The following is a 22,744-nucleotide window of genomic DNA, read 5'->3' as shown; positions in this document are numbered from 1 at the left end:
GGGGGCGAGGTCATGGGGACGGTTCATCCTCGTGGGTGTGGAGGCGGTGGACGCAACGCAGAAGTGTCTCCGCGTCACCGAATCCACCGGCCTTGGTTGAAAAAGGGATGGCTCGACGTGGCCGGCGCAAGACCCCGAAGGGGACGCCGGGTTCGACCTCCCCCATGAGATCGAGCGCCGATGCGCCCAGCGCATCGACGATCCTTCGCGCCGTGTCGCCGCCGGTCGCGACCAGGCTATCGAACTCCTCGGCGCAGCATCGTACGACCGCGCCCATGCGCTCGGCCATTTCCGCAGCCGCCGCGTGCCCGCGCGCCGCGTGCTCGCGCTCCGAGCGCCCGCGCTCCGAGACCGCCCGCGGCGAGCGAAGGCACACGAGGGGACCGCTCGCGAACCCGCGCACGATTTGCGAGGCAATGGCCGCTGGATCGACGTCGCCCTCGCCCGATGGGAGCTCCACCATACGCGCACCCGCCCGAACGAGCCTCTCCACCTGCGAATCATTCGCAGGATGGAGACTGCCGAGCACGACCAGCGCGCGTTCTCCATTCGCCGGCTCGAACGCGGGGCGCGAGGCCTCGCGGTGCGGAATCGCCCGCGCAAGCGCCGCCGCCAGGCCCGGCGAGCCAACCCACACGACATCGCTCTCCAGGCCGATGGCGGCCACGAGCGCATCGAGATCGCGATCGCGCTCCGCGTCGTGGACGGAGAAGCGTGCTCGCTCGAGGCCGGCAAGGCGCTCCGCCACGATGCTCGTCTCGACGGGCGTGCGGGGATCGCGCGCAAACGCCGTATGCTCCAGCGGCACACCGTGGAGCAGCTGGCGCCCTGCGACGGTGGTTCGTCCGGCCGCGGGAAAAGCAGGCGCCACCACCGCGCGCGCGCGCCCCGATCCTCGCAGCGCCCCCTGAATCTCGGCGCTCAGGTTTCCGCGCAAGGTGGAGTCGATGGTCTTGTAGACGATGGCCGCATCGGGCAGCCGTTCGGCCGCACCTCGAAAGCGTGCCTCGGCCTCGCCCGGCGATGCAAAGCGACTGTCGAGATCGATGGCCACGACATCCGCGCGCGGCTCGCCCAACCCCGAAGGATCGAGCACCACCCGCGCCGAGAGTCCCCGGGCGGCAAACGGGGCCGCGCCATCGAGCGCGGAGGTCAGGTCGTCTGCGAGAAGGGTCATCATGGTGTGCTTGCCGGCCGTGCAACCGGTGAACTCCATTATGCGTTCGACCGAACGAGAAAAAAGCGAATTGATCTCAGCCGTCGATTGAGTAAAGCTCAATCGAAACATCGCGGGCACCGCAGGTAGGAAGGCGGGAGACGTCTCCCGACGAGGCAAGGCCATCGATCCGACTCGTTTTCCCAACATCTCGGCGCTGCGCGCGTTCGAGGCCACCGTTCGCCACGGCAGCGTCATGCGCGCCGCCAAGGAGTTGAACCTGACCGACGGCGCCGTGAGCCGTGCCGTGCGCGAGATGGAGGCGGAGGTCGGCTTCCCGCTGTTTCAGCGCGGAAACCGCTCGATCGTGCCGACCCACGTTGCGCGCACGCTCGCCGAGGATGTGCGGAGCGTGCTGGACCGGCTCGCGAGCGCGCTGGCCCAAGCCCGGCGCACGTCGGGTCCTGGCCGGCCCATTACCCTTTCGTGCGAGCCGACCTTTCTGATCCGCTGGCTCATTCCCCGGCTCGCCGATCTGCAAGAGGTCGTCGGCCCGGCGCGCGAGCTGCGCTTGGTTTCGGCCGGTGGAGCGGTGTCCTTTGCGCGCGACGGGATCGATCTCGCCATCCGCCGGGCGGACTTCGAGATGGCCGGCGACGTGCTGGCCAAGCCTTTTCTCGACGAGCACGTGGGGCCGGTGTGCCGCTCGGATCTCGCGCCCCGGCTTTTGGGCTCGGGCGCCATCGAAGGCGTGCTCCTTCACACCGCGACCCGTCCCCATGCGTGGGCCAACTGGTCGCGGCTCACCGGCACGGAGCTCCGTCCCGCGCGCGAGATCCGGTTCGAGCACTTTTATCTCAGTCTTCAGGCGGCCGTGGCAGGCGCGGGGGTGGCGATCGGTCCCATCGCCCTCGTCTCCGACGATCTCGCCAACGGGGCTCTTTTGGCCCCCCGAGGCTTCGTGGCCGATGGCTCGCAGTACGTCCTGATGACCGCGCGCGAGGGCTACGATCGCGCGTGCTTCGATACGGTGCTCGATTGGCTTCGCACCCGCGGTAACGAGCTCACCACGATACCTGGATGATGGACGTGTATCCCGAGGGCTTGTACGAGGTGCCGCCGGTGTTGCCGCCGACTTCCTCCAGATTGTAGGTCGACAAGGTCTCGAGGATGCAGTGGCGTGTGCGCGGATCGAGCGATGCATCCGGGGCGAAGGTCAGGACCAGCGATCCCTCGCGTCGCGTGACGAGAACGTTGACCTTGCCGCTGCCCTCGGGGAGGCATTCCTGCGCCTGCTCGCGTGCGCGCGACAAGGTGACACGGAGGGAAGGCGGTAGGTTGGCCTCCGGTGTCTCGTTGCCGGGGCGTACGAGCTCGGCGTTGCGTGCCTCACTCGGTGCGGTCGGCGGCGGAGCCGTTGCCTTTTCGCCTGCGCAAGCACCGCAGAGTGCAATCACCGTGACCAGAAGCGGAACGGAGGCGATGCGGTTCATGATGACCCTACCGAGCATAGAACGTACCTCGCCCATATCATCGCACTACGTCGCTCGGTTGGCCCTTCGATAATCGCGATATGTCCTCGTTATGCCGCAAATTTTTCCTTTCGGCCCGCAAGAGTCACCGTCAGCGCAGGCGGCGTAGTCTCGATATCGTGCCGCATGCTCGCGCCGCCGAGGGTCGTGTCGAGCTCGTCGCGCCATGCGCCCACGATGTCCGGGGCCCGCCGAGCGGTGAATGGTCCAGGCGAGCGTGTTCGCGCTCGTATCGTCCCGCCGGCGAGGGCTCGCATCGTCCGCTGGGCAAGGGTTCGCAGCGCCGCGCCCCGATGCCTCGTTGGAAACGACGGCCTATACCGTTCGATACGCAAAAGGACGATATCGTATTTGCCTAATTTAGTTTTCTTCTTCGTCGAACGCAGGTATACAATCCACCAGTGCACGATCGGACTTCGCGCCGTGCGTTCGTGTTTCGTCCCAGTGCATTTTCGCACCTTCGCGGGAGCGGCTTTTGCGCCCACGCCCGAGCCTCGAACCCATTCATTGGCGGGTCCGTTTCCTGCTTAGGCCGGTGCGGCGGATTTCCGCCGAACAGGAGGCTATTCATGAAACGTGCAGGTCTTCTAACGACTTCATTTGCACTGGCGCTGCTCTCGTCGATCTATGCGACGGGGTGCGGTGCCGAAGCCCCCATCACCGAGGAACGTGCCCCCAGCGCGACGGACGACGCGGAGCTCCGCGTCACGCCGTCGAACGCGGCCACTTATGCGGATCCCATTTGCGGTCCCGGGTGGGTCTTCACCGTTTGCCCATGCGGAGGCGCCTCCGGCTGCCGCCCGCAATCCATGCCGCCCCCCACCTACTGCGGCTGCTGAGCGAAGGTCCTTGAACTAGGAAGTTGCTACCGCGCGTCCAATCGTCGTCGCGACCATGCCCGCAAGGGATGATGACGATTGGACGCGATCCTTGGCCGCCCTCGATCAGCGGCGTTTCAGGGAGGCGATACGTTGTACGATAAGCGGGCACGCGCCGCGGACCGATTGTCGATTCGAAGATTGATGACTTCCGAGATGACGAGATGAGAAATGGATCGGGATGAATCGGGGGGAGGCGCCGCGCGCGGGGATGTCCGAGGATCACTCCCCGGGCCGCCCGAAGCACCCGCTAGCTCCCGTTAGCTCGTAGCGTCATTGCGTTATCGGTGCGATGCCGGAACGATCGTCCACGACCATTTCGTCCCCCCATGGACAAAAATGGACGGTCGCGTTGCTTGCGGACGCGTCTGCGTCTGCGGTTGACGCGCTCGATGTCGGTTTCGAGCTCCGATCGACGGCGTTTCGTCGAAGTCCGCGGCCTGGCAGCGAAAATTCGCGACGGCACAGCGGCTGCAATTCGAGTCGGCGTGGTCGATTCGGCCATACATGATTCGAAAGTAGAGAGAGCGGAGGACACCGTGGCGGACATGCAAGACTTCGAGTCGCTGTGGAAGCGCGCTGCGTATGCTTGGGCGAAATCCAAAGTGAGCGACGGCGCGGACAACGTGGACGCGTGGCGCACGAACTCGACGTTCAAAGACTATTACGACCGGTATGGGCTGAGCACCAGCAATGGGTCGCCGCAATACAACACGACGACCAACAAGGTGAGCGTCGACGGCGTGTACTCGCAGACCTATACGAACAATACCGATCAGCAGACGTCGGGCGACTTCACGTACAGCGACGCGGTCACGAACACCTTGAGCGTGGCCATCACCGAAGGGCTGCAGATCGCGCAGAGCGAGAGCGTGAAGGTCGGGCTCGAGGGGCTCGGCGACGTGAGCTCCTCGCTCACGGTGACCGTGAACATCTCGTCGACCCAGACGGTGACGAACTCCGAGACGAAGACGTGGAGCGTGCACCAGCAGATCCCCGAGCCGCCGCACTCGGTGACCAAGGCGACGTTCACCGTGGAGAAGAATACGCTCGCCGGCTCGGTGACCGTCCCCGTGGTCATCTCCGGGCGCGTGGCCGTGGGGCTCAATAGCCGGTGGAATGGTCACTATTTTTGGTTCGTGCCTATTGCCCAGCTCCTGACCGATACCAACAATACGCCCAGCTGGCTCAAGATCAACGGCGACGGCTCGGTGACCTTCAACGCGGTCTACAGCATGAACGGGGTCGCCGCGTCGAACGCGTACGTCACCCTCGATCGCGTCGATCCCTCGGGGACGACGTCGCAGAAGGTCCAGATCGCGCACCCCAACACGGTGATCCAAGCCGCGTAGAACGGCGCGGGCCTTCGGAGGAGCGGATGTATCCCGTGTTCGAAGACGTGCGCTGCGGGGCCATGGTGGAGTCGGAGATCGAGCTCTTCGCCGATATCGCGTTTCGTTCGCAGGGGGCTGGCGGGCGGTCGCGCGAGAAGATCGCCGAGTGCCTGCGCCACCTGCTGCCGCTGGGGGGAGCGCGCGCGGTGGCGTTCGATCGCGGGGAGGCGATCGGCTTCCAGGTCGGGTGCGACCACCACGCGATGTCGCATGGCGCCACGGATTTGCCGCGGGAGACATTTTACTTGAGCGATCTGGCCGTCTTGCCCGGCCACCGCCGTCGGGGCATAGGCTCGGTGTTGATGCGCGCGCTCGTGGAGTACGCGCTGCCGCCGTACGAGCACGTGTTCCTGCACGCGGTGGAGGGCTCGACGTGCGAGCGCGCCCTGTCGGCGCGGGGCTTGGTGGCGCGCGCCGACTACGGCGGGCGCAAGGGCCTCTTCGCAAATAAGGAGCTGGTCGCCGCGCTCCGCGCGCAAAGCTCCAAGGAAACCCGCCTGTCTCGATGACCGGCGCGGAACAAGGAGAAACACCATGAGCACGAAGAACGTGGAGAAGTTGAAGAAGGCGTTGGAGCAGTCGAAGGAAGTAAAGGCCGTGAAGAACATCAACGAGCACCTGAACTGCACCAAGCAGGGGTGCTTCTCGGCCTGGACGTAAGAACCACGTGCGCCGCCGGCGGCCCCGCGATGGGGCCGTCGGTCGCGCCTTTGCGCGATGGCACTCGTCGGGAGACTCCCGCACGAAGCGCAGGAACTGGAGAGGAGCTACCATGTACGAGCAAGACGAACAGCGACTCGAATCCGAGCTGGACGTGGTCCGGCGGCAAATCCACTCCGGGGAGATGATCTTGCGCCGCGAAGGCGACGCCGCCGTCATTTTCGGCAACGCCCACGATCGCTATCGCATTTTCCAACTCCGGATTACGCCGCTCGCCGCGTGCCTGTTCGAGATGCTCCGCGACGGCGAGACGCGCGACACCATCAAAGAGGCGATGGTGCAGCTCGGCGAGCCCGCGGGCCGCGCGGACGAGCACCTCGCGAACCTGGTGGCCATCGCGCGCTTCGATCGCACCGGGGACACCATCGGCTACGGGGTGATCACCGAGAGCCTCTCGGCGCCGCTCAATGTCACGTGGGACATCACCAATGTCTGCAACCTGACGTGCAGCTATTGCTACAACACCAGCGGGCCCGTCATCGACGATAGCCTGCCCATCGAGCGGTGCGTGGAGGTCGCGGACCAAATCGCGGATCTCGGTGTCTTCAACGTATGGCTGGGCGGCGGCGAGCCGCTGATGAAGAAAGGGATCGAGCGGGTGCTGCGCCGCTTCAAAGAGCGCCACGTGAAGGTGCTCTTGGCGACCAATGGCGTTTTGCTCAAGAACGATCGCTTCCTCGATCTCATCGCCGAGACCTGTACCGAGGTCAATATCAGCATCGACGGCCACACCCCGGAGCTGCACGCCATGCTGCGCGGCGAGTCGGCGTCGCTCGAGGCGGCGGCCGGCGGGGTCCGGCGCATCAAGGAGCGGCTCGGCGACGCGATTTACGTGACCGGGATCACCGTGGTGCACAAAGGGAACCTCGAGGCGGTGCCGGCGATCATCGATTTTTGCCACGAGATCGGCTGCAACAAATGGACGCACAACGAGCTCTATGCGATGGGCCGCGGTTCGGCGCTGCGCAAGCTGGTGCTCGCGCACACCGAGTACGACCGGCTCTACGAGCTGGCCTCGGCGAAGGCCGACGAGCTCCGCGGGCGCATGGTCGTCGAGGACTACGTGCGCATGCACAAATTGCAGGACAGCGGGCGGATCAAACCCTTTTACGGGTGCGTCGCGGGAAATCAGGAGATCGCCATTCAGCACGCGGGCGACGTGTATCCGTGCCAAAAGCTCCAATACGAAAAATACCACTGCGGCAATGTCAAGGATACGTCGCTCACGGCCATTTGGAAGGATAGCCCCATCCTCTCCTGGCTCCGCTCGCGCAACATCGAGGACACCGAGTGCACCGGCTGCGGCGCGTTCGCGGGGGGACAGTGCAACGGCGGGTGCCTGGCGGAGAAGGAGATCCACTTCGAGCGGCACGACACGCGCGATCCGCTTTGCCCGGAGAACCGGCCCGTGTACCAAAAGGTGCTCCTGGACGAGATCCCATATCCCTACCTCACGGAGCCGGTGCGCGAGATCGTCCCCGGGTGGGGCACCCACGGAGAAGAGCGCAGCCCGCGCCGGGTGACCGCACTTCGGGTCGTGCGATGATGCTCGGGGGCAGGGCGATCCCGAGGATGCCCGCGCCGAGCCGTGAAGCGTTCGAAGGTGACATCGTACCGGCGCAGAGGCCCGTGATCTTCACGGGCCTGTTCGCGGGGGAGCCGGTCGATGCGATTCGATCGCTCGAGCAGGCGGTGGAGGCGTGGGGCTCCGTTCCACTCGCCATCAGTCAGGAGTATTCGCACAACGATTTCGAGAGCCAGCGCGACGGCTACGACGTGCCGGATCGGAAGATGTCGCTGGCCGAGTATGCCGACTTCATCGCGCGCGAGCCGGGCACACGTTGGATGTGCACCGAGCAGCGCACCCCCGAGCACGTGGCGCGCTCGTTCCGGCGCACGTCGCTCGCCGGGGTGCTGGAGGAGGACGGCGACGACGTGCCGTCGTTCTTCTTCTTCGGCAATGGCGGCAATCATGCGAATTTCCACTTCGATGGCGATATGCGGGCGACGTTGCTCCACCACGTCGCCGGCCGAAAGCGGGTGTTTTTGGTCCCGCCCCACGAGGCGGAGAAGATGATGCCCGTCAAAAACTTCAGCCGCTGGCTCTTTTATCGATTTACGGAGGAGGAGCGCGCGCGCTTTTTGGCCTTCGCGGACGGCTGGTCGGCCGCCTTGGAGCCGGGCGAGACGCTCTTCATCCCCACGGCGTGGTGGCACCACTTGGACTACGTGGAGCCGGCCATCTCGATCAATTTTCGCCTGCGCCGCAACAAGGCGCTTCAATTGCTCGGCAGCGGTAAGCTCCATATCGATCACAAGCTGCAAGCGCTCGCGGTGCGCATGCTGCAGCCGCTCCCCGCGGACCGAGATCGCTTCGAGCGGATCGTCCGCGCCCTGGCCGAGCCGCTCTCCCCCGCCGACAAGCTGCGCGCGATGGCCCGCCTCTACGATCGGCTGCTCGACGAGCTGCGCGCAGAGACGGGCGCACGCGCGATCACGGGCCGCCTCACGGACGACGAGACGTCGCTGTGGGCGCGCGGCCTTCGACGCGGAACGCTGTACCCCGAGCGCGCGGTCGCGACCTCGGTGGAGTCATGACGAGGGGGCGGCACCCCCGCAAAGGAGCGCAAAGGAGGATGATATGGGACCATTGGTCGTATTTTTGATTGGGGGCGCGGCGGGCCTTTTGCTGCAACGCAGTTCGTCGAAGATCGTCAAAAAGGGCACGCGCGTGGTGGCGGGCATCCAACGAACGGTCACCCGCGCCGCCGAACAGGTGCGCGAGGATCACGAGGACGCGCTCGCCGAGCTGGACGAGGAAGAGCGCGTGGCCGCCGCCCGCGAGGCTGCGCGCGTGGCGCGTTCGAGCGGCGCGAACAAACCCGCGAAGCCGGTGGGCGATTGACCCGGCGACCACCCTCGCGCGCCGCCTCGCCCAGGGTGGTCGCGGTCTCCGTCGTGCCGGGCCGCGTGCGTTGGGCGATCGGCGACGCGCACGCGCCCGGCGCTTCATGGAGCGCCGCCTGCGCGCAGCTCGCCGCGTCGCCCGGCATCCACGAGGTGCGGTGGAATCCGGTCACCTTGCGCGTGCTGGTGCTCTTCGATACGAGCATCGACGCAGGCGACGTGGAGCGGCGGCTCCTCGGTGCCCTGGACGATGCGCTCGATCTGGCGCTCGATGCGCTCGATGCGGTGCCTCCCGGGGCGCGGGGCGCGCGCGTCGATGGATCGCCCGCGGCGTGGTCGGTCGTATCGCGCACCGCGGATGCCGCCGGCGATCCTTCGCGTGCGCGGGGGCCGGCGCGCACCGTGGCGACGGCGGCGCTGGTGGGCGGTGCGGTGCTGACGGGGCTCGCGGCGGCCGGGGGGATCGTATGGGCGGCGGCCACCGCGGGGGCGCTGGTGGTGGGCTTCCATCTGGCGCGCCGGGCGGCGCGTGCGCCTCATCTTCAGACCGATCGCGCGAACCTCGCGGCGCTGCTGCGCGAGTGCGCCCCGCTCCGGCCCCTCATCGGGCGCGGGACGGCGTTTGCGATCGTCGACGCCTGCGCGGGGGTCGCGAGGCTCGCCGCGTTCGGCCTGGGGATCGATCTCGTTTTGCGCGGTGGGACCATCGCGCTCCTGGGCATCTCCTTGGCCGGGGCGCCGGCGCTCGCCTTGGTCGCGGTGGCCGTCGCGGGCCTCACGGGCATCCAGCTCTGGGCGCGCTTCCAGAGCTACGCCGCGCTCTTCACGGCGGGCCGCGAGCTTCAACACCGTATGCGCGTCAAAATCTTCGATCATGTGCAGCGGCTTCCCATGGAGCAGTTCGTGCGCCACACGCCCGGACAGCTGGCCTATGTGATCGTGGACGACGTGAGCCAGATCGAGCGCACGGTGGACGCCGGCGCCAGGCTCCTCATGGGCAGCCTCACGGGCGCCATCCAGCTGGCGGCGATCTTCGCTGTGTCGCCTCCTCTCGGCCTGGTCTCCTTGGCCATCGTGGGGACCTTGGCGGCCGTCACCTCGGCGCTCCAGCCGCGGTTGCGCACCCGGTTCTCCGCGGCGCGCGCCGTGGGCGGTCGGTTGAACGGCCAAGTCACCGCCGTTTTGCAGGGCGTGGCCACGGTGCGCGCGTTCGAGGCCGAGGGCGCCGAGCGCGCGCGGGTGGCGCGAACGAGCCGCGAGCTTCACGCGGCGATCCTCCAGGAGCTACCGGCGCTCATCGGCACGCCGCTGGCGCAGGAGGCGGTCGTCATGTTCGGGCTCTTGGCGGCGTCCCTCGCCTCGGCGAAGACCTTGACCACCTCCGCCGGAAGGTACTTTGCCGGCCTCGCCGTCGCTTCCAATTTCTTGTCCACCTTGTCCGATCTGTCATCGAACTTCACGGAGATGTCGCGTGGATTGACCTCGTTCGGCCGGGTTCGCGCCCTCTTGGAGCTCGCCCCGGAGACCTCGGTTCCCGCCGCCGCCGCCGCCATGAATACGAGCGGGCCACTGCGTGGCAGCGTGGCCTATGATCGCGTCAGCTTCTCCTATCCGGGCGGTCCCCCCGTGCTCCACGATGTTTCGGTATCGCTGCCCGAGGGAAAGACCGTGGCGGTCGTGGGGTTGAGCGGCTCGGGGAAGAGCACCCTCGTCAACCTGCTCTTGGGCTTTTACCCACCCGATCGAGGCACCATTCGCATCGACGGCGCCGACATCGCAAATGTTCCGCGCGGCACCCTGCGCCGGGCCATCGCGGTCGTCAGCCAAGACGTGCAACTCTTTCCGTTCAGCGTCCACGACAACATCGCGCTCGGCCGACCCGGCACCGACCGCGCGAGCGTCATTCGCGCCGCGCGCCTGGCCTATGCGCACGACTTCATCGAAGCGCTCCCCGACGGCTACGACACCATCCTGAGCGATCGCGGAACGACCCTCTCGGGCGGTCAACGGCAACGCCTCGCCATCGCCCGGGCGATCCTCAAAGACGCGCCGCTCCTGGTGCTCGACGAGGCGACCTCCCACCTGGACGCGACCACCGACGATCTCGTCCAAGGCTCGCTCCGTACCCTCGCGCACGGCCGCACCGTCCTCGTCATCGCGCACAAGCTCTCGACCATCGAGCACGCCGACCAATGCTACGTCTTCGAGCACGGCCGGGTGATCGGCCAGGGCGTACCCTCGCAGCTCCGCGACGGCTAGACGTCATTCGAATCCCGTCATCAAGGGGAACGGCGTGCGTGACTGCCGCGCCGTGCGTTAGCTTCCCGACAGAGCCTTTTGGATCTCGGGGAGCGCGTAGAGTGCGAGCGCGGTGACCGTCAAGGTGGGGTTTACGGTGCCGCCCGTGGGCATTTGACCGCCCCCGAGGATGAACAAATTGGCATGATCGTGCGACCGCCCCCGAGCGCTGACCACGCTGGTCTTGGGATCGTTGCCCATTCGGTACGTTCCCAAAATGTGGCCTGCCCCAAACCACGTTGGCGCGTGCTCCGCGTTGGTCGCGCCGAGCGCTTGGAACAAGCGATCATGCGTCGCGCGCGCCGCCGCGAGGCCCTGCCGTTCGTAGTCGCCCAGCGCAAAGTGGATTTTCGGGCGCGGGAGGCCGGACGAATCGAGCGCGTCCTCGGCGAGGGTGATCCGGTTTTCGGGATCGGGCAATTGCTCCATGAGGGACAAAAGCGTCGATTGCCGGTGCGCGTGCAGCGCCAGCTCGCGCTGCAAGCTCGCCCCGCGAACGCCGCGCCCGCGCGCGAGGAGCTCCGGCAGGAGGAAGGTGGGCCCGCCTTTACCGAAGTTCCAGCCATCGTTGCGCAGCTCGACGCGAAACGCGCTGCGCTGGGCGCGCGGATCGGCCCCCTCGAAATCGCGAAAGCGGAAGTGATCGATGCCGGCGACCGCGTGCGGCGCGCGGTACGAGCCGAGGGGCTCGCGCGCCAGAGCCCAGGTGAGCTGGGCGGGGTGGTCCATCAAATGGCGGCCCACCTGATCGCTTCCATTGGCGATCCCGTGAGGGCGCTCGGCGGTGCGCGATAAGAAAAGCAGCTTCGGTGTCTCGATGGAGTGCGCGGCCAGGACGTAGCTGCGCCCGCGGGCGATTTGCGACGTTCCATCGGGTCTGCGCACGTGGATGCAGCGGATTCGCTCGCCTTCACCCACCTCGATGAAGACCGCGACCGCGTTCTCCACGATGCGCACGCCCGCGCGCTCGGCCCGCGCCACCTGCACGCTGGCGTCGAAGCGGGCCACCGTGGGGCAGATGGGCACGCAGCTGGCTTGCCCGTCGCACGGGGGGCGGCCATCGTATGCGGTGGAGTTGCGGGCCTGGGGGTTGACATTGACGCGAAGCCCCAAGGGCGCGATGGCGCGCGCCCACGCCCGGTCCCGATGGGTGAGGGCGATGGGCGGCATTGGATACGGAGTGCTCCGCGGCGACTCGAGATCGCCTTCGCCAGCGACCCCCAAGACCCGCTCCGCCTCCGCATAATACGGTTCGAGCTCGGCGTAGCCGATGGGCCAATCCACGCCCACCCCAAAACGGGATTTCATTTCGAAGTCGCTCGGGTGCAACCGCGGCGTCGTCCCGAGCCAATGCCACAAGGTGCCGCCCACCAATCGCAGATAATTGCTTTGGAAATTCTCGGGGCCCGCTTGGACGTAGTAATCGCCAATGGCATCCAGCCGCGGCGCAGGCGCGTGCGCCACCGCTTCGTAGGGCGTCTCGGGCAGCTTCACCAAGGATTCTCGGTAGCGCTGGAGCGCTCGTTCGCGGTCGACGCGCGGGCCCGCCTCCAGAATGACCACCCGGACCCCGGCGCGCGCCAAACGCGTCGCCACCAAGGTGCCCACGATCCCTGCTCCTACGATGATGACATCGGCCTCGATATCGTGCGCTTGCGCGGTCATGACGGTCTCCGATGATCAACGAACGACGGGGGCCTTCGACCAAAAGCCAGGCGGGCCGCCGCGCGTGGTGGGGGCATGGATCCCATCGAGATGCCATCCGAGGGCATGGATGTACGTGGCCATTTGGATCCCCGAAGGGCCCTCGTACACCCCGGTGTACCAATTGGTGATGATGCGATCGGTGAGCGCCCGGAAGGTCGGATCGTCGAAGATGCCGCGCGCTTCGAGCTCCTCCAGGGAACGAGGCGCGTGCCATCCGCGATAGCCCGCTTGTCGGTAAAGGCGTTGGAGATCGGCGGCGCGTTGGGGGTCGGCTTCGAGGGAGGTCGAATAGAGCCGCCCGAAGGAAGGTGCCAATTCCTCGAAACCGGTCAGGAGCACGGAGAGATGAAGAAAGCGCGCGAGGGCAGGCTCGCGGCGGAGGGCCTCGGGCAACGAGCTCGCATGCGTCTCCGCATCGGGGGAGCTGCAGCCGGCGCCGGCGAGAGAAGACGCCATGGCCAGCGCTCCAAATGCCGCCAAGAGCGCACGGCGCGTCAGGGGCGGTAGGGCCAAATCATCCGCAGGAGCTTGCGGCTCGTTCATGGCGGCATATTGGATCGGCTTTCTTCGCGCCGTCGAAGGAAAAAGACAATGTAGCGCGAAGGACATCGCCGGATAGATGTGGCCGGTGTCTACCTGGATTTACGTACCAAGGACCACCTCGACGCTGAGCGCACGTCGATCACGGACCTCGCGGAAGACCTCACGGAAGAGGAAGAGCGTCGAACCGTGTCACGGATTTCGTCGGGCTCCGTATTCATGGGTGGCAACCACGCCTTGAAGAAAGAATACGGAACGAGATATGCGAGATCCCCTCACGGCCCTGCGCGATGCGCGTCACGCGAGGCTCCTCCGCGCGAGCCAGAGCGGGGACCGTGCCGCGTTCCGGGCGCTCTATCGGGCATTGTACGAGCCCGTCTCGGGATACGTCCGGCGGCGGGTGGCGACGCAGTCGGAGGCGGAGGATGTCGTGGCGCAGGTGTTCCTTCAGTGGGTGGCCGCGCTGCCCAGGATCGATGCCGCGCGAGGGACGGTGTTCGCCTATGTGCTCGGAATGGCGCGCAACCTCTTGGCCGATCGAGCGCGTGCCGCGCGCCGCCCGTTCGATCCCGAGGTGCTCACCCAGGAGGCGTCCACGGTGCGGGACCCTCATGAAGCGCTCGAGGAGGCCGAGGAGCACGCGACCCTTCGCGAGCACGTGGCGGCGCTTCCCCTCGAGGTTCGCGAGCTCTTGAGGCTCCGCTACGAGGAGGGCCTCCGTTATGCGGAGATCGCGCAGATCGTCGGGCACGGGGAGGCGGCCGTGCGCCAGCGCATTTCGCGCGCGGTCCGCGAGCTCCGCGGCGCGTGGAACCATGCGGTGGAAAAAGGAGCGGTCACGTGATGCGCCAGGAGCTCCAACGCGCTCTGCGAAGAAAGTCGGTTCCAATGGACGCTCATCATCGGGAAGCGCTCGAGCAGGGCCTGCTCGCCGCGTTCGAGCGCCAGGTGCGTCCGCGCGCGGCGCGCCGGGTGCGATGGCCCCATTATGCGATCGCCGCGCTGGCCGTGGCCTCCCTCCTCGTCGCGAGCCAAGCGCCCGCGGAGCTCGAGGTCGACGTGGGCCAACGAATCACGATCGAGCTCGGCGCCGAGGCCGGCGGCGCGGAGCTCGCGGAGCTCGGTCGCGCCGTCTCCGAAACATTGGAGCCGCCCTCGCGGCCAGGTATCGTCCTGGGAAACGTCCGCGTCGATGCCGAGGCCGGACCCATGGCGGTGCTGACGGTCGACGTCTGGGGCAACCCGCTGCGCACCGAGGCGGAGACGCGGGAGCGCGTGCAAGGACTCTCGGGAATGGCCGCCGCCCGCGTCCGCGTGGCTCCTTTGCGCGGGCACGTTCGCGATACCATGTTGCGCAAATTTCTCTATCTCGTTCACCACGACGCGACCCCCGCGGAGCTCTCGCGCGCCCGCCAGCAGCTCGTCGACGAGCTTCGCCAAAAAGAGGCCGACGGCGCGCTCGACGTAAACATCTCGGTGGACGACGCCACCCATCGCGTGCGCGTCGAAAAAGTAAAGCGCCCGAAATAGCGCCACGTTGCTCGAAAGATAATGAACGAAGGAAAGGTGCGCCATGCATAGGAGAGCGCGATCGCAGCGATCGCACGTGTATGTTCGAATGGTCATCGGGCTCGCGATGGGCGTCTCCCTCACGTGGGCATGCGACGCGCCATCGAGCGGATCCATCTCGGAGGAAACGGGGACGGCACCCGTTGCGCTCGAGGACGAGCTCGGGACGGACGCCCCGGCCGATCCCTCGGATCGCCCGACGAGCGACGCGGAGATCGTCCGCGATCTGCGCGCGCTGCTCGCGCGTCTGGTGGCGGAGGATCGTTTTTCGGGCACGGTGCTCTTTGCCAAGCACGGCCAGCCCTTGTTCGCGCAGGCTCATGGTTGGTCCGCGCGCGCGTTCAATGCCAAGATCACCATGGGCACCAAGTTCAATACGGCTTCGACGGCAAAACTGTTTACGTCGACGTCGATCCTGCAGCTGGCCGGTGAGGGGAAGCTCTCGCTCGACGACACCCTGAGCGCCGTGTTGCCGGCCTATCCCAATCCGGCGATCGCGCGCAAGGTCACGATTCGCCAACTGCTGGCGATGACCTCGGGAATGGGCGACTACGTCAACATGAAGCTCGTCGAGCGCAACCCCGACATGCTACGAACGATCGAGGACCATCTGCCGTTCTTCGTCGACGATCCGCTGCGCTTCGAGCCTGGAACGCAGCAGAGCTACAGCAACGCGGGGTTCATGATCCTGGGGCTGGTGATCGAGCGAGTCTCCGGCCAGCGGTTCGAGGAATACGTGCGCACCCATATTTTCGAGCCGGCCGGAATGGTCGATTCGGGGCATTACACGTCCCAAGACGATATTCCGAACCTGGCGTTGAACTACACGAGCTTCACCGATCCGGACGGGCCGCGGGTGGTGGCATTGCGCCTCGGGCGGGGGGCAGCACCGGCCGGAGGTGGCGGCACCCATACGACGGTGGGGGATCTTCTCCGTTTCGCGCAGGCCATTCGCGCGGGCAAGCTGCTCGATCGGACCCACACCGATCTGCTGATGCAATACCGCCCTACGGAGATGTGGCACCTGTACGGTTGGGATCAAACCTACGTGAACGGTATTCATATCACCGGACACGGTGGCGCCACCATGGGCACCAGCGCGGCGTTCTCGATGTATCCGGATCTCGGTTACACGGTGGCGGTTTTATCCAACTACGACGGCGCCGCGATGCTCGTCGGCTCGCGATTGCAAGCGCGATTGACCGGTGAGCCGTCGCCTCGAGCCGTTCACGTACCCGACCATGTGCTCCAGCAATTCGCAGGACGGTACGTCGAGGGCGGAGGTGGCGGGGCACCGACGGTGCCGACCATTTACATCACCGTCGAACACGGCGCGCTCGTCGTCTCCATACCCCTGCAGGGGAAGCATAAATTCCTGCCCCTCTCCACCGCCGAGTTCTTCGACGACGACATGCTGACCCCGCGCCTCACGTTCACGCGCGACGGGAACGGTGCCGTCACGGGTCTCGTCCTAACGGGCATTCGACGGGACCCGACGAGGGCATCCAAGCGGCTCTAATTCGACGCGTTCGATTTCGAACCGCCACCGCGCGCGATCTCGGTCGGCATCGGCGCACCCGCCAGCCACCAGAGCTCTTCCCCTGGTGCCCCGGCGGTTGAACAATCGTCACCACGTCGCCGAAAGGCGCGCTCTACATGGCTTTGCACATCGCCCGGGAGTTCCATCATGTCTGGTCATGCGTCACCCATGCGTCCTTCGTCCGGGCGAGCCGCGCTCGGTCTGCTGGCGGCCCTTACTTTTGCCGGAGACCTCGCCTGCTCCACCCCCGGTGCGGACTACCCGGATTCACCCACGCCCGTCCCTGCCGCCGAGGGCGTGCTCGAGGCGACGAGCCGCTCCACGCTCGATGCCACGATTCAGGCGATCCTCCAGCGCCCTGTGTTCCAGGGGGCCCATTGGGGCATGAAGTTCCAGTTGCTGGGCGCGAATGAGCCCATGTATGCGATGAACCCGGCCGAGCTTTTTCTCGTGGGCTCGGCGTTCAAGGTCTTCGTCGCGGGAACGGCGCTCGCGACCCTCGGGGAAGATTACCGCTTTCGCACCCGGGTCTACCGCACCGGTCCGGTGGTGAAGGGTATCCTACGGGGCAATCTGGTGCTGGTCGCAGGCGGCGATCTGCTCCTCGGCGGCCGCCTTCAGCCCGATGGGAGCCTGGCATTTCCCGACCCGGATCACTCCTACGGCATGGCCGAAGGCGCGGCCCCGGCTCCCGGCGACCCTCTTCGCGTGATTCGCGAAATCGCGGCCCAGGTGGCCGCGCAGGGCATCCGGCGCATCGGAGGCCGCGTCCTCGTCGATGCGTCGATGTTCCGCGAAGGAAAGGCGGACATCGCCCAGGGCGGGATCTCCGTCCCCGTCTCGCCCATGATGATCAACGACAACATCATCGACGTGACGGTAGCACCGGGGCAGCACCTCGGCGCGCCGGGCCTTTTGCGCACGTCCCCGCAAACGGCTTATCTGCATATCGTCAACGAGGTAACCACGATTGCCCCGGGCGGATCGATCCCGCGACCTCTTCGCTTCACGAACGACGTGGCGAACCCGGATGGTACGCATACCGTTCACCTCACCGGCGATATTCTCTTGGGTGGCAAGTCTTCCTTCCAGCCGTACTATGTCCCCGGGCCCGTGCGGTTCGCGGAGATGGCATTCGCGGAGGCGCTGCGCGACGAGGGCGTGCGCGTCCATGCCGATCCGTCCGTTCCGACCGACCTCGGCGCGCTCGCGTCGTTCGCTTCGGCGAGGCATCTCGTGGCCGAGCATGTGGCGCCCGCGCTGGCCGACGAAATGAAGGGGATGCTCAAAGTGAGCTCGAACATTCACACCGCGTATTTCCCATATCTGATCGGCGCGTTGGCCGGGCACGACGAGGAGAATCCCGAGGCGGCTTACGACGTGCTTCGCGGTCGCTTGTTCGAGAAGGCGGGCCTCGAGCCCAATCCACCCGGCGCGCGCGATCTCCGTTACACCCCGGACTTCTTCGTCACCTTTTTGAGCTACCTGGCGCGGCAACCGTACCTGCCAACGTTTCGGCAGGCGCTGCCCATCTTGGGCAGGGACGGATCGCTGACCAACGTTCAAGTAAGCTCACCGGTGGCGGGGCATGTCTACGCCAAGACGGGGACCGCCGCGCTCCATGTGGCGAGCAACCCGATGGCCGCCAAGGCGCTCGCCGGATACATCCAACTTCCAGACGGGCGCGCGATCGCCTTTGCGGAGTTCGTGAGGATCCCCGTGAGCTCGCTCGAGGCCGCCATCAGCGTCTCGAAGGTGGCGGGGGAGGCGCTCGGAGAGATCGCCACCGCCGTGTACCTGGAGGCCTCCCGGAACTGAGAGGACCCACGGCGCCGGAATCCCGATCCCGCGCCGCCGAGACGCCGCGCCGGCGCGCGGGTGCGAAAGGCGCCGCGTGCCCACGCGAGCGCCGCCGATGCCGCGACGGTCTGGCGAAAAAAGGTTATCGCTGTATCATCGCGACATGGCTATTGACGAGGTTCCCGAGAGCGCGCCATTCCGGATCGGTCCGTATGCGGCCTTCGTCCTCGATCCCGATGGGAACAATATGGAGGCGGTCTTCCGCGAGAGGTGAGCTCCCATGAAATCGAACCGCATCATCAGCACGGTGGAAGTGCACACGGCCGGGGAGCCGTTTCGGATCGTCACCAGTGGATTGCCCAAGATCCGCGGTAAGACCATCGTCGAGCGCCGCGCGTGGCTGGAGGCGAACGCGGACCATCTGCGCCGCGCGCTGATGTTCGAGCCGCGCGGCCACGCGGACATGTACGGCGGCTATCTGACGGAGCCGGTCACCGAGGGCGCGGATTTCGGCATCATCTTCGTCCACAACGAAGGATACAGCGACCATTGTGGCCATGGAGTGATCGCGCTCGCCACCGCCGCCGTCGAGCTCGGGTGGGTCGAGCGCCAGGAGCCGGAGACGCGCGTGGGCATCGACGCGCCGTGCGGCTTCATCGAGGCGTTCGTGCAGTGGGACGGCGAGCGCGCGAGCCGCGTGCGCTTCGTGAACGTGCCATCGTTCATTTGGCAGCGCGACGTGACCGTGCGAACGCCGTCCTTTGGGGAGGTGCGCGGCGATATCGCGTTTGGCGGCGCGTTTTACTTTTACACGTCGGGTAAGCCCTTTGGGCTCGAGGTGCGCGAGGCGGCGGTGGAGCGGCTGATCCAGTTCGGCGACGAGGTGAAGCGCGCGGCCAACGAGGCCTTCGTGGTCATCCACCCGCACATCCCCGAGATCAACCACATCTACGGTACGATCATCGACAATGCGCCACGCCACGATGGCTCGACCCAGGCGAACTGTTGCATCTTCGCCGACCGCGCCGTGGATCGATCGCCGACGGGCTCCGGCACCGCCGGCCGGGTCGCGCAGCTCCATTTGCGCGGCGAGCTGGCGCATGGCGATACGCTCGTCAACGAGTCGATCATCGGCACGGTGTTTCGCGGGCGGGTCCTCTCCGAAACGAAAGTCGACCGCTTCGACGCCGTCATCCCGGAGATCTCGGGCGATGCGCGCGTCTACGGGCTCGCCAGCTGGTTCATCGACGAGCGCGATCCGCTCGCCCATGGTTTCCTGGTGCGTTGAAGCACGTTTGGCGACGGTCCCCTAAATATGCTCGAGCGATCGCCCGGTGGTGCGAGGCCCGAGCAAGGCGACATTCAATCCGTTGATCACCACCATGGTGACGATCACGGCGAAGAGCGCGCCCACGCCGCGGGTATCGAGCAGCGGGACCAGCAGGAAGGGCATGGCCGCGTTGGAGAGCCGCGAGAGCGCGTAGGTGCCCCCGCACGCGACACCGCGAAGGCTCGTGGGAAAGAGCTCCGCTTGGTAGACGTGAAAGCCGTTGGAGAAGACGTTGCTCGTCGCCGTATAAAGGAAGCCCAACGTGAGGATCCACGGCGTCGCGGTCGCGTGGCCAAAGGCGGTGCCGAAGAGGCCCATGCCGAAGAGCGCGCCGGCTACCACGTATTTGCGCTCGACGCGATCCAGGATCCACGAGGATAGAAGAGAGCCGAGTGGATATCCGATGAACGTGATCCCGCTGAAGAGCAGCGACTTCACCACCGAGTATCCCTTGGCCGTGAGCACCAGCGGCACCAGGGTGCCAAATCCGTAATAGGCAAAAGGCTGCAAGAGCTGAAAGACGGTCATCATCACCATGCGCCGGCGATACGGCGGCACCCACAGCTCGCGCAGATCCCCGCGCGGCGGGCGAGGGGAGGGCGGCGGCTCCGGCTCCGGCGAGCGCGCACCTCCGGCCTCCGCTTCCAATTGCGAGACCCATCGATCCGCCTCCTCGTGACGCCCCGTCGATTCGAGCCAGCGCGGCGATTCGGGGAGCCTCCGGCGGAGCGGATACAGAACGAGGGTGCCCAGCGCGCCAATCACGAACATCCACCGCCAGCCGGAGATACCCAACAAGGTCACCGACGTCATGGCATGCGCGAGGAAGCCGGCCGTGGGGACACCCAAGAACCCCACCGTGTAGGCCCACGCGATGTATCGGCCGCGCTCCTTGGCCGGCAAGAGATCGCCGAGGTACGCGTCCGCCAGCGGCGGCTCGGCCCCGATGCCGATCCCGGCGAGAAACCGTGTGACCAGCAGCATGACGGGCCCCACGCTGAAGGCGCCGACGAACGAGAAGAGCGAATAGGCCCAAAGGCCGACCAAGAAGGCTTTGCGGCGCCCCAGGCGATCCGCAAATCGCCCGAGCAAGGTCGCGCCGATGGCCATACCGAGGAAGCCCGACCCGAGCAGCATCGGAAGCCACGTCTTGGGCAGGTGAAACTCGCGCACGAGCACCTGGCCCAGAACGCCCGCTAGAAATACCTCGTATACATCGAAGAACAACCCGAGGCCGACCGCCAAGGTGAGCATGCGGTGCGTGCGGGTGATGGGCAGCCGATCCATACGGGCGCCCACGGTGGGCCGGGCGCTCCTGGTGGGGAGAGGCTCGCTCACGGTATCGATTCGGGTTTGCGCTCGTCTGCCTCGATGCCCGCCTCGCGCTCGAGCCAGTCGAGCCCCGCCGCCAAGGCGATGCGGAAGATGGTCGTCCGTGTCATCTGAAAACCGGGTTGCCGCATCTCCTCCGCGATCCGATCCGCCCGCGGCAGCCATTCGGGTGCGACCCGGACGGTGATCTGAATCGCGCTTTCCCCCGTGGAGCGTGGCATTGGCCGAGTATACGCGATCTCCGCCGGCGGTCATCCCGATGCGAGCGTCTGTCTCGGCGCGCTGTCGGACGATGTCAGGTGGCGTCATTTTACGGCGCACCCGCGGGCGCGCAGCATGGCGGAAATGCATCGCACGATTGCCATCTTAGCTCTTCTTTTTATCGGAGTTACCCTCGCTCGCTCCAGCGCGGCCGCCGAAGCCACGCCGAACGTCGCTCGCGAATCACCGCCCTCTTCGGGAGACGTCTCCCCGGCCACCGAGAGACGCTGGTATGGTTGGCAAATCCTCGCGGTCGATGCGGCATCGATCGCCATGTTTGGATTGGGCGCCTCCAACGATCACGACGATCTCCTTTGGGCAGGGGCGGCCACGTACGTCATGGGGGGACCCGTAGTCCATTTCGCGAACCAGCGCCCGGATGCAGGCGCGGGATCGTTCTTCCTGCGCCTCGGCCTTCCGGTGACGGGGCTCGCCATCGGGGCTGCGAGCTCGAGCGGCTGGGGAGCGTTCGCATACGGAGCCTTTGGCGCGATCACCGGCGCCACGCTCGCGTCGATCATCGATATCGCGGCACTCGGTTGGAAACGAGTCGAGCGCCCTCCGGGGGCCAGCACGATCGGGTTCGACGCGGTGCCGGTTCGCGGTGGCATGACGGCCGGCGTGAGTGGGACCTTCTGAGCCTCACCGCCCTCGGGATCCGCTCATCGGAACGTGACGGTGAGGTGCTCTGCGAGCGACGCGAGAAAATCGGGTGCGTCGAAGAGCTCCCCCGCGGCGGCCGTTCCCGCGCGCTTGGCGCGTCCGTTCAAGATCCGCTCCGCGCCCTCCACGATGAGGGGCGCGCTGAACGCATAGATGTCACGGCCCTGGGCGGTGGCGCGGCGCTGCTCATTTCCGTGTTCGACGACGACGTCCATCGCGAACGTTTGCGCGGAGCGGCCGCTCTCGTCCTCCGCTCGAGGCGGCGGTGTATCGGGATTACGGATATCCGTAAGGGGCGCCAGGTTGATGTAAGAATGGATTTCGCGCGCCTGCACGTGGTGCGCGATGGTGACGATTTCGGAGAAGGGGAGCTCGATCATCTCCTGCGCCTCGAAGGGCGCGGGAAAATCCCATGTGCGCCGGTGCGGTGGATCGGCGACGAACGTGGGTTGGCCGTCCGAGATGACGATGCGCCGCGCGGTGTTGCGTTTGCCCGTTATCCGCGTTCCTGGGGTCGGCCACCAGCGATCGAGCGCCATGGCGATGGTGACCGTGTCGGCTTTGGGCCAATCCCCCATCGCCGCCGTCGTCAGCAGATCGGCCAGGGCGCCGTAGAAGGCAAAGGCCGGGGAGACGACGACATTCGCCTCCGCGGCGGCATTACCAAATTGCGCCAAGATCGCCCGGGCCGAGGGTTGCTCGGCCGTTACGTCCAGGTAGTGGGCGCCTGCGCGCAGCGCCGCGCGGACGATCGGGTCGGCCGTCTCCAGGAACGGCCCCGCGCAATTGATGACCAGCCCCACGCCTGCGAGCGCCCGGTCGAGCGCCGCCGCATCGTCCACGGCCGCGATCCGGACGTCCGCCCCGGGGTAGAGCTCGTGAAGGCGCGCATCGCGGCCCACCAGCACCGGGGACCATCCCCGCCGCCGCAGCTCGTTCGCCACGAATTTTCCCGTGTGCCCCGCTGCTCCGTAAACGCCGATCGTTCGCTTCGTCCCCTGACCCATGGTCCATTTCCTTTCGCGACGACCATTGTGGGGCGGAGGTCTCTGGCGCTCTTGGAGAATCTTGCGATCCGCTCCGGACGGGTCCGATCGCGTACGCTTCGCGCAAATCG

The 22,744-nt window shown here is 66.6% G+C and carries 21 protein-coding genes; 14 read left to right on the top strand and 7 right to left on the bottom strand.

The genetic code is table 11. The features are described 5' to 3' along the window. Positions 1–10: 10 nt before the first annotated feature. On the bottom strand, positions 11–1,180 hold the full coding sequence (locus tag LZC94_28300) for a hypothetical protein (protein ID WXB11747.1): 1,170 nt from the start codon (positions 1,178–1,180) through the stop codon (positions 11–13). Between the two features lie 232 nt (positions 1,181–1,412). On the opposite strand from LZC94_28300, the gene LZC94_28295 reads away from it, so the two are divergent. After that, complete coding sequence (locus LZC94_28295) at positions 1,413–2,240, top strand: LysR family transcriptional regulator (GenBank protein WXB11746.1); 828 nt, start codon at positions 1,413–1,415, stop codon at positions 2,238–2,240. On the opposite strand, the gene LZC94_28290 is transcribed toward LZC94_28295, so the two are convergent. Further along, complete coding sequence (locus LZC94_28290; GenBank protein ID WXB11745.1) at positions 2,221–2,649, bottom strand: hypothetical protein; 429 nt, start codon at positions 2,647–2,649, stop codon at positions 2,221–2,223. The genes LZC94_28295 and LZC94_28290 overlap by 20 nt on opposite strands. Before the next feature lie 608 nt (positions 2,650–3,257). On the opposite strand from LZC94_28290, the gene LZC94_28285 reads away from it, so the two are divergent. The 7 genes from LZC94_28285 to LZC94_28255 all read left to right on the top strand — a co-directional run bounded on the left by LZC94_28285 (position 3,258) and on the right by LZC94_28255 (position 10,846). Further along, the gene (locus LZC94_28285; protein WXB11744.1) at positions 3,258–3,527 is read left to right on the top strand and encodes a hypothetical protein; all 270 of its coding nucleotides are present in this window, start codon (positions 3,258–3,260) and stop codon (positions 3,525–3,527) included. Positions 3,528–4,114: 587 nt separating this feature from the next. Continuing rightward, the gene (locus tag LZC94_28280; protein WXB20258.1) at positions 4,115–4,918 is read left to right on the top strand and encodes an ETX/MTX2 family pore-forming toxin; all 804 of its coding nucleotides are present in this window, start codon (positions 4,115–4,117) and stop codon (positions 4,916–4,918) included. A 26-nt stretch (positions 4,919–4,944) separates the two neighbouring features. After that, positions 4,945–5,469 carry a GNAT family N-acetyltransferase gene (locus tag LZC94_28275; GenBank protein ID WXB11743.1) on the top strand — a complete coding sequence of 175 codons (525 nt, stop codon included), beginning with the start codon at positions 4,945–4,947 and terminating at the stop codon, positions 5,467–5,469. A 263-nt stretch (positions 5,470–5,732) separates the two neighbouring features. After that, on the top strand, positions 5,733–7,226 hold the full coding sequence (locus tag LZC94_28270; protein WXB11742.1) for a radical SAM protein: 1,494 nt from the start codon (positions 5,733–5,735) through the stop codon (positions 7,224–7,226). Between the two features lie 26 nt (positions 7,227–7,252). Next, positions 7,253–8,278: a cupin-like domain-containing protein gene (locus tag LZC94_28265; protein WXB11741.1), complete on the top strand. Its 1,026-nt coding sequence runs from the start codon at positions 7,253–7,255 to the stop codon at positions 8,276–8,278. Positions 8,279–8,321: 43 nt separating this feature from the next. Continuing rightward, the gene (locus LZC94_28260) at positions 8,322–8,585 is read left to right on the top strand and encodes a hypothetical protein (GenBank protein WXB11740.1); all 264 of its coding nucleotides are present in this window, start codon (positions 8,322–8,324) and stop codon (positions 8,583–8,585) included. Then, positions 8,582–10,846 carry an ABC transporter ATP-binding protein/permease gene (locus LZC94_28255; GenBank protein ID WXB11739.1) on the top strand — a complete coding sequence of 755 codons (2,265 nt, stop codon included), beginning with the start codon at positions 8,582–8,584 and terminating at the stop codon, positions 10,844–10,846. The genes LZC94_28260 and LZC94_28255 overlap by 4 nt, the downstream gene beginning before the upstream one ends. A 57-nt stretch (positions 10,847–10,903) precedes the next feature. Here the strand turns inward: LZC94_28255 and LZC94_28250 are convergent, their stop codons facing one another. Next, the gene (locus LZC94_28250; GenBank protein ID WXB11738.1) at positions 10,904–12,550 is read right to left on the bottom strand and encodes a GMC family oxidoreductase; all 1,647 of its coding nucleotides are present in this window, start codon (positions 12,548–12,550) and stop codon (positions 10,904–10,906) included. Between the two features lie 15 nt (positions 12,551–12,565). After that, positions 12,566–13,135 (bottom strand): sorbitol dehydrogenase family protein, encoded by a 570-nt coding sequence (locus LZC94_28245; GenBank protein ID WXB11737.1) that lies wholly within the window; start codon positions 13,133–13,135, stop codon positions 12,566–12,568. 259 nt (positions 13,136–13,394) lie between these two features. On the opposite strand from LZC94_28245, the gene LZC94_28240 reads away from it, so the two are divergent. The 5 genes from LZC94_28240 (at position 13,395) to LZC94_28220 (ending at position 19,329) form a co-directional block, all read left to right on the top strand. Then, positions 13,395–13,976 (top strand): RNA polymerase sigma factor, encoded by a 582-nt coding sequence (locus tag LZC94_28240; GenBank protein ID WXB11736.1) that lies wholly within the window; start codon positions 13,395–13,397, stop codon positions 13,974–13,976. Positions 13,977–14,020: 44 nt separating this feature from the next. Further along, complete coding sequence (locus LZC94_28235) at positions 14,021–14,662, top strand: hypothetical protein (protein WXB11735.1); 642 nt, start codon at positions 14,021–14,023, stop codon at positions 14,660–14,662. 43 nt (positions 14,663–14,705) lie between these two features. Further along, the gene (locus LZC94_28230; protein ID WXB11734.1) at positions 14,706–16,220 is read left to right on the top strand and encodes a beta-lactamase family protein; all 1,515 of its coding nucleotides are present in this window, start codon (positions 14,706–14,708) and stop codon (positions 16,218–16,220) included. Between the two features lie 189 nt (positions 16,221–16,409). After that, positions 16,410–18,059 (top strand): D-alanyl-D-alanine carboxypeptidase/D-alanyl-D-alanine-endopeptidase, encoded by a 1,650-nt coding sequence (gene dacB / locus LZC94_28225; protein ID WXB11733.1) that lies wholly within the window; start codon positions 16,410–16,412, stop codon positions 18,057–18,059. A 262-nt stretch (positions 18,060–18,321) separates the two neighbouring features. Further along, positions 18,322–19,329: a proline racemase family protein gene (locus tag LZC94_28220; GenBank protein WXB11732.1), complete on the top strand. Its 1,008-nt coding sequence runs from the start codon at positions 18,322–18,324 to the stop codon at positions 19,327–19,329. A gap of 21 nt (positions 19,330–19,350) precedes the next feature. On the opposite strand, the gene LZC94_28215 is transcribed toward LZC94_28220, so the two are convergent. Continuing rightward, entirely contained in the window at positions 19,351–20,709 is a 1,359-nt protein-coding gene (locus LZC94_28215) for an MFS transporter (protein WXB11731.1), read from the bottom strand. Next, the gene (locus LZC94_28210; protein ID WXB11730.1) at positions 20,706–20,924 is read right to left on the bottom strand and encodes a hypothetical protein; all 219 of its coding nucleotides are present in this window, start codon (positions 20,922–20,924) and stop codon (positions 20,706–20,708) included. The genes LZC94_28215 and LZC94_28210 overlap by 4 nt, the downstream gene beginning before the upstream one ends. Before the next feature lie 313 nt (positions 20,925–21,237). On the opposite strand from LZC94_28210, the gene LZC94_28205 reads away from it, so the two are divergent. Next, positions 21,238–21,603: a hypothetical protein gene (locus LZC94_28205; protein WXB11729.1), complete on the top strand. Its 366-nt coding sequence runs from the start codon at positions 21,238–21,240 to the stop codon at positions 21,601–21,603. A 23-nt stretch (positions 21,604–21,626) separates the two neighbouring features. Here LZC94_28205 and LZC94_28200 read toward each other — a convergent pair whose 3' ends face one another. Beyond that, positions 21,627–22,634: a saccharopine dehydrogenase NADP-binding domain-containing protein gene (locus tag LZC94_28200; GenBank protein WXB11728.1), complete on the bottom strand. Its 1,008-nt coding sequence runs from the start codon at positions 22,632–22,634 to the stop codon at positions 21,627–21,629. Between the last annotated feature and the right edge of the window lie 110 nt (positions 22,635–22,744).

It is taken from the genome of Sorangiineae bacterium MSr11954, assembly GCA_037157815.1.
Classification (GTDB): Bacteria; Myxococcota_A; Polyangia; order Polyangiales; family Polyangiaceae; genus Pendulispora; species Pendulispora albinea.
Note: the sequence above shows the minus strand (reverse complement) of the source record. Positions and strands in the feature narration are given on the sequence as shown.

Coding starts and splice junctions, on each gene's coding strand:
- LZC94_28280 (WXB20258.1), top strand. CDS start 4,115: ATGCAAGACTTCGAGTCGCTGTGGAAGCGCGCTGCGTATGCTTGGGCG.
- LZC94_28250 (WXB11738.1), bottom strand. CDS start 12,550: ATGACCGCGCAAGCGCACGATATCGAGGCCGATGTCATCATCGTAGGA.
- LZC94_28230 (WXB11734.1), top strand. CDS start 14,706: ATGCATAGGAGAGCGCGATCGCAGCGATCGCACGTGTATGTTCGAATG.
- LZC94_28275 (WXB11743.1), top strand. CDS start 4,945: ATGTATCCCGTGTTCGAAGACGTGCGCTGCGGGGCCATGGTGGAGTCG.
- LZC94_28285 (WXB11744.1), top strand. CDS start 3,258: ATGAAACGTGCAGGTCTTCTAACGACTTCATTTGCACTGGCGCTGCTC.
- LZC94_28295 (WXB11746.1), top strand. CDS start 1,413: ATGCGCGCCGCCAAGGAGTTGAACCTGACCGACGGCGCCGTGAGCCGT.
- LZC94_28240 (WXB11736.1), top strand. CDS start 13,395: ATGCGAGATCCCCTCACGGCCCTGCGCGATGCGCGTCACGCGAGGCTC.
- LZC94_28260 (WXB11740.1), top strand. CDS start 8,322: ATGGGACCATTGGTCGTATTTTTGATTGGGGGCGCGGCGGGCCTTTTG.
- LZC94_28290 (WXB11745.1), bottom strand. CDS start 2,649: ATGAACCGCATCGCCTCCGTTCCGCTTCTGGTCACGGTGATTGCACTC.
- LZC94_28300 (WXB11747.1), bottom strand. CDS start 1,180: ATGATGACCCTTCTCGCAGACGACCTGACCTCCGCGCTCGATGGCGCG.
- LZC94_28220 (WXB11732.1), top strand. CDS start 18,322: ATGAAATCGAACCGCATCATCAGCACGGTGGAAGTGCACACGGCCGGG.
- LZC94_28265 (WXB11741.1), top strand. CDS start 7,253: ATGCCCGCGCCGAGCCGTGAAGCGTTCGAAGGTGACATCGTACCGGCG.
- LZC94_28205 (WXB11729.1), top strand. CDS start 21,238: ATGTTTGGATTGGGCGCCTCCAACGATCACGACGATCTCCTTTGGGCA.
- LZC94_28210 (WXB11730.1), bottom strand. CDS start 20,924: ATGCCACGCTCCACGGGGGAAAGCGCGATTCAGATCACCGTCCGGGTC.
- LZC94_28200 (WXB11728.1), bottom strand. CDS start 22,634: ATGGGTCAGGGGACGAAGCGAACGATCGGCGTTTACGGAGCAGCGGGG.
- LZC94_28270 (WXB11742.1), top strand. CDS start 5,733: ATGTACGAGCAAGACGAACAGCGACTCGAATCCGAGCTGGACGTGGTC.
- dacB (WXB11733.1), top strand. CDS start 16,410: ATGCGTCCTTCGTCCGGGCGAGCCGCGCTCGGTCTGCTGGCGGCCCTT.
- LZC94_28235 (WXB11735.1), top strand. CDS start 14,021: ATGGACGCTCATCATCGGGAAGCGCTCGAGCAGGGCCTGCTCGCCGCG.
- LZC94_28245 (WXB11737.1), bottom strand. CDS start 13,135: ATGAACGAGCCGCAAGCTCCTGCGGATGATTTGGCCCTACCGCCCCTG.